Origin of the sequence: Thermoflexibacter ruber (genome assembly GCF_900113045.1) — a bacterium.
Taxonomy (GTDB): Bacteria; Bacteroidota; Bacteroidia; order Cytophagales; family Thermoflexibacteraceae; genus Thermoflexibacter; species Thermoflexibacter ruber.
Map to the genome: position 1 here is coordinate 7501 of NZ_FONY01000066.1, position 4857 is coordinate 12357.

Here is a 4857-nt window from a genome sequence, read left to right on the forward strand (position 1 = left end):
ACTATGGTATTGTTTACACTCGTCAAATTTAGCTTTTATGTAGTTAATCCATTAATTAAACACCCTATATTTTCTTATTTCTATTCCATTAATGTAATCATTACTTTCTCTCTGCTTTTTATTACCATCACTGGATTCAAGCAGGAACATGAAAGCTATGAGAAAATGATAGAGAAAAAGAATGAAAATATTACAGACAGTTTGAAGTACGCTCAACGCATTCAAAAAGCAATTTTAGGCAATGAGGAGGAGGTTTTATGTAATTTTAAGGAGGGGTTTATTTTTTTTAAGCCACGAGATATTGTGAGTGGTGATTTTTTTTGGTTTTCCCAACTTTTTTTCAATACAGAGGAACGTTCATCAAAAAGAATACTTATTGCGGCAGATTGCACTGGGCATGGGGTGCCTGGTGCGTTCATGACGGTCATGGGAAATGCCCTGTTAGATGAAATTATAAATGAAAAATGTATTACAACCCCGCATCTTATTCTCCATGAATTAGATAGAAAAATAGTAGCTACTCTTCAAAAACAAAATTTTAACCAAAGTGATGGCATGGATATGGTGATTTTGGTAATAGAAGAAAAAGATGATAATACCAAATGGGTACATTGGGCAGGGGCAAAAAATCCCTTATATTATGTGCGGAATAGGCAACTCCATGAAATAAAAGGAGATAAGTTTCCAATAGGGGGGAATCAATCCAAAATTGCTAAAACCTTTAATACGCATACTTTTGAGTTGAAAGATGACTATATTTTTTATCTTTTTACTGACGGATTTCAAGACCAGTTTGGCGGAAAGGAAAATAGAAAATATATGGTAAAGCATTTTAGAAATTTTTTATTTGAAATAAGTCATTTACCTTTATCGGTACAAAAAGAGAAATTAGAGCAGGAGTTTACCTCCTGGAAAGGGGAACGAGAACAAACCGACGATGTACTGGTCATAGGGGTAAGTGTTTAACTTTCAGTGTATTGGCGCGGGGTAATGTATATACATTTATTTATTCCTTTACTAATTTCTTAATAGCTTTATAATCTTCATTATAAACATAAATGAAATAGATGCCTTTAGAAAGCCAAGAAAGTTCTAAATCCTTTTGCAATATATCTGTATTCTTATTCCAAATTTCACTTATTATTATTCTACCTGTAAGGTCTGTAATGCGCATCTGGAAATTACCTTGTTTTTTATAGTCCAATTTGAATGACAACCTATCAGCAGTAGGATTAGGGTAAATGTTCAGTGAATTGGAAATATCTACCTGATTGACAGCAGTAACTACTACGCTTGCTTCATTAGAGTAAGCAGAATTTCCTACAGCATTATAGGCTCTAACTCTATAAAAAAATGTGCTTCCTATTTGTAAATTATTGTCTGTATAAGTAGTTACGTTTGCTGTAACTTGGGCAATCTCGGCAAATCCGCTTCCTGAGGTAGTAGAACGTTCAATTTTAAACCCTGTTTCATCATTGGCATTGTCGTCCCAGTTAAGTACTATTTGTCCTTGTATAGGAGAAGTTGCTTTTAAGTTTATAGGAGCGGTTGGTGCGGTTGGAGCTGGTTGTAAAGTGGTCGCACTTGCTTCGTTAGAATATGCGGAGTTCCCTGTAGCATTGTAAGCCCTTACTCTATAAAAATAGGTAGTTCCTGCTTGTAAGTTATTGTTGATGAAAGTAGTTACATTTGCGCCAACTTGGGCAATTTCAGTAAACCCACTTCCTGCAGTATTGGAGCGTTCAATTTTGAACCCTGTTTCGTTATTAGCATTATCAGTCCAATTCAAGGTAATTTGAGTAGTGGAGTTTGCAGTAGCGGTAAGACTACTGGGAGCGGTTGGTGTAGTTGGGGTAGGTTGTAAAGTGGTTGCACTTGCTTCGTTGGAATATGCCGAGTTCCCTGCGGCATTGTAAGCCCTTACCCTATAAAAATAGGTAGTTCCTGCTTGCAAATTGGTATTGGTAAAAGTAGTTAAATCTGCACCTACTTGAGCAATTTCAGTAAACCCGCTTCCTGCGGTAGTGGAACGTTCTATTCTGAACCCTGTTTCGTTAGTAGCATTATCCGTCCAATTTAAGGTAATTTGAGTAGTGGAGTTGGCAGTAGCGGTAAGACTACTGGGAGCGGTTGGTGTAGTTGGGGTAGGTTGCGAAGTGGTCGCACTTGCTTCGTTGGAATATGCCGAGTTTCCTGCGGCATTGTAAGCCCTTACTCTATAAAAATAGGTAGTACCTGCTTGCAAGTTGGTATTAGTAAAAGTAGTTACGTTTGCTTCTACATTGGTAAGTTCGGTAAATCCACTTCCTGCGGTGGTAGAACGTTCTATCCTAAAACCAGTTTCATTATTGGAGTTATCCGTCCAATTTAATGTGATTTGAGTATTGGAGTTGGCAGTAGCGGTCAAGTTGTTAGGGGCGGTAGGTACTGTAGGCGTACTTACTTCTGGTACATACTCGAAAGCTCCGATATCACACTGCCCAACCCTTCTTTGTCCTCTTTGGTCAGTGGGGGTACAGTTATTTCCTGCATCTATGGCTGGGCTTCCTTTTTGCAATGCCATAGTCCGTGTAGGGCCACCGTTGTCAGCTAAGGGGAGGAGGAGTGGGTTAGCTACTCTTATAGTTGTGGGCAAGTATCTATCTGCTACCTCGGTCTTAAATTGTAAATTATTTCCTAAATCAGATAAACTACCGGTAGATGAGAAATGATGTCTATTGCTCGTGCCTGTATTATCAAAAAATATAGTATTTGAGGCACTTACTGTTCCACTTGCTGCTATCCCACCTGTCCCTTCGCTTGCGACATTACCAGCAATAGTGCAATTCTTTATAGAAAGTGTAGAATTCCCTGCTGTAATTCCTCCAGAAGACCTTGACTTATTATTTGCTATAGTAGTATTCTCAATATCAACTTTTGCATTTTGTCCAAGCCACAGCCCTCCTCCTTGAGTAGTAGAGGAATTATCATAGATTAAAGTATTTTGTATTTTAAAGTAGTAATTTCTAACAGGATTAGCTACTCCACCAGAGTATCTTATCGTTCCTCCAGATAGATAAACTCCTCCTGCTAAACCACTGCTCACATTATTACCGTATATTTCGCATTGGTCAATTATAGCTTCATTGCTATTGTATAAAAAAAGTTGAAATCCGCCTGACGAGGCATTTGCTTTATTATTAGCAAAAATACACTTTGTTATACTAATTTTCCCCTCATCACTTCTCGCACCATCTACAAATAGACCTCCACCTTCCATTTCTGTACTTGTACCTGAGTTTTCTATGAATTTGGTTTCTGTAATTGTTAAATCAGACAATACATTATAAATTCCCCCTCCTTTTATTTTGGCTTTATTTTGCTTAAACTCACTATTTTCAATAGTAGTTCTGTTTAAAGAACCAATGGACAAGCCACCTCCTCTATCAGTTGTTTCATTATTGATAAATTTTACATTTTTTAGCAAAAGCCTTCCTCCAGTAACTTTAAAGATACCTCCACCTTGCCCAGATGTTAGCCCATTTTCAATAGTTAAGTCATTAATTGTAATATCTGAATAAATATCACATGAAAGTATCCGAAAAGATACAGCATTCATTGCCCTCCTAATTGTAGAACCATTCCCATTAATGATAAGCGTTTTGCCGTCTTTAAGTATGGGCAGACCCAAATCTCCATGTCTGATGCTAAAAGAAACAAAATCTCTAACATAAGGAGTTCTTAGTTCATACACACTATTCTTTGCTAAATTAATAGTATTGCTTGCATCTCTATTAGTATTAGCAGATATTATCGCATTTATCAAGGCTTGCACATCACCAGCAGAAACATTAAACTCTGCCGCTTGTAGGTTTAGAGAAGATACAATTAGCAATAACAATATAAAAGTGGTTTTTAAGTAAAAAACTCTTATCATATCAAATAAATTTTTAAGATAAAGAGATTAAGATTGAATGTAGTTAATAGAAGGACGCTAATAAGCGGACATATACTATCACTAATTTAGTTAGTTTTACGATAGAAACTGACTCAAAGTTATTAAGAATCTTGATAAATATACGTAATTTAATCATTTTTATTGTGTAAATAGTTCATAAAACGTTTTAGGTGTCGACTTAGCAAAGAGATCAATTAGGTTTAAAAAATTTAATAGATGTAGCTTTATTTTCATAACTTTATATTAATAATAAAAAAGAGAATATTATTTGAAAATATATTACATACGATAAATACTATAGTTTTTTTAGTATAACAATGATTACTCTTATACATACATATAAACTAATAAATATATGAAACTTGTATATATTATACTTACTAAGAATTGGTTTGCGATTTAAACAAGTGGAATTTGAGATTTAAGAGGGTCGCCAACTTGGTTTTGTATTGGGCGATGTGTTCAGAAAACGCCAATAGCTTTATTCTGAAATCTTGAAAGTTTCTAATAAAATGATTATCAATGACTTTTTACGTATAGACTTTCACTTTTATTTAATTTTGGGTATAAAAATATATCATAACCAATTGTGCTAGTTAAAATATAAAGTTTTTTATATCTAAGATAGGTTGTTGAGTTATAAAGTTTAAATAAATAGCAAAAGTTAGGGATGTTATTTTTGCGATAATTCTATTTGTTAGTCCCCAAGCACTCTTTGCACGTGTATATTGTATGTTAAACTGCTCTGTCAGTATTGAGTTTACTGTTTCAATGGTTTTACGAAAAATACCAAGAAATGCTTTTTCAGTAGCAGTATTAGCTACTTGGTTTGCTCTATTTTGTATAATTAGCTCATAATCAAGTGTATTCTCAAGCCTTTTTCCCAACCCTACATACCCTTTATCGCCAATAGCTAAGAT

3 protein-coding genes (1 of these 3 only partly in view) are annotated in these 4857 nt (G+C 35.0%); 1 reads left to right on the forward strand and 2 read right to left on the reverse strand.

Annotated elements, in window-relative coordinates:
• A protein-coding gene (locus tag BM141_RS21035) for a PP2C family protein-serine/threonine phosphatase (protein WP_091549425.1) crosses the window boundary here: on the forward strand, positions 1–966 show its 3' portion. 399 nt of this gene lie to the left of the window's left edge; 966 of the gene's 1365 nt are visible here — the last part of the coding sequence; the start codon falls outside the window, past its left edge; the stop codon is at positions 964–966.
• A 40-nt stretch (positions 967–1006) separates the two neighbouring features.
• On the opposite strand, the gene BM141_RS21040 is transcribed toward BM141_RS21035, so the two are convergent.
• Both BM141_RS21040 and BM141_RS23240 read right to left on the reverse strand, forming a co-directional pair.
• A complete protein-coding gene (locus BM141_RS21040) occupies positions 1007–3880 on the reverse strand; it encodes a fibronectin type III domain-containing protein (protein WP_221407730.1) in 2874 nt (957 codons plus the stop codon).
• 653 nt (positions 3881–4533) lie between these two features.
• Positions 4534–4857 (reverse strand): hypothetical protein (locus BM141_RS23240; RefSeq protein ID WP_394331697.1); only part of this gene is annotated, 324 nt, incomplete at its 5' end.